Origin of the sequence: Streptomyces sp. L-9-10 (assembly GCF_004151105.1) — a bacterium.
Lineage (GTDB): Bacteria > Actinomycetota > Actinomycetes > Streptomycetales > Streptomycetaceae > Streptomyces.
This window is the reverse complement of the sequence record NZ_PHRF01000002.1, coordinates 1-208: the sequence shown is the minus strand read 5'-3', so window position 1 is coordinate 208 and position 208 is coordinate 1. Positions and strand designations below refer to the sequence as shown.

The window sequence follows — 208 nt, the reverse complement described above, 5'->3', positions numbered from 1 at the left end:
CAGTACCATCGGCGCTATGAGGCTTAGCTTCCGGGTTCGGAATGTAACCGGGCGTTTCCCTCACGCAATGACCACCGAAACACTATGAAGATATCGAACCACTCCGGATGACAACACGGCAGTTCGTTACTTCAGAACTAACACAGTGGACGCGAGCAACTGAGGACAAGCCCTCGGCCTATTAGTACCGGTCAACTCCACCAGTCAC

Annotated in this window: 1 rRNA gene; it reads right to left on the bottom strand. The window is 53.4% G+C overall.

Going from position 1 to position 208, the window contains the following annotated elements:
• Positions 1 to 79: ribosomal RNA gene (rrf, locus tag CU044_RS00015) — 5S ribosomal RNA — on the bottom strand; the annotation flags it as partial.
• Positions 80 to 208: the final 129 nt, after the last annotated feature.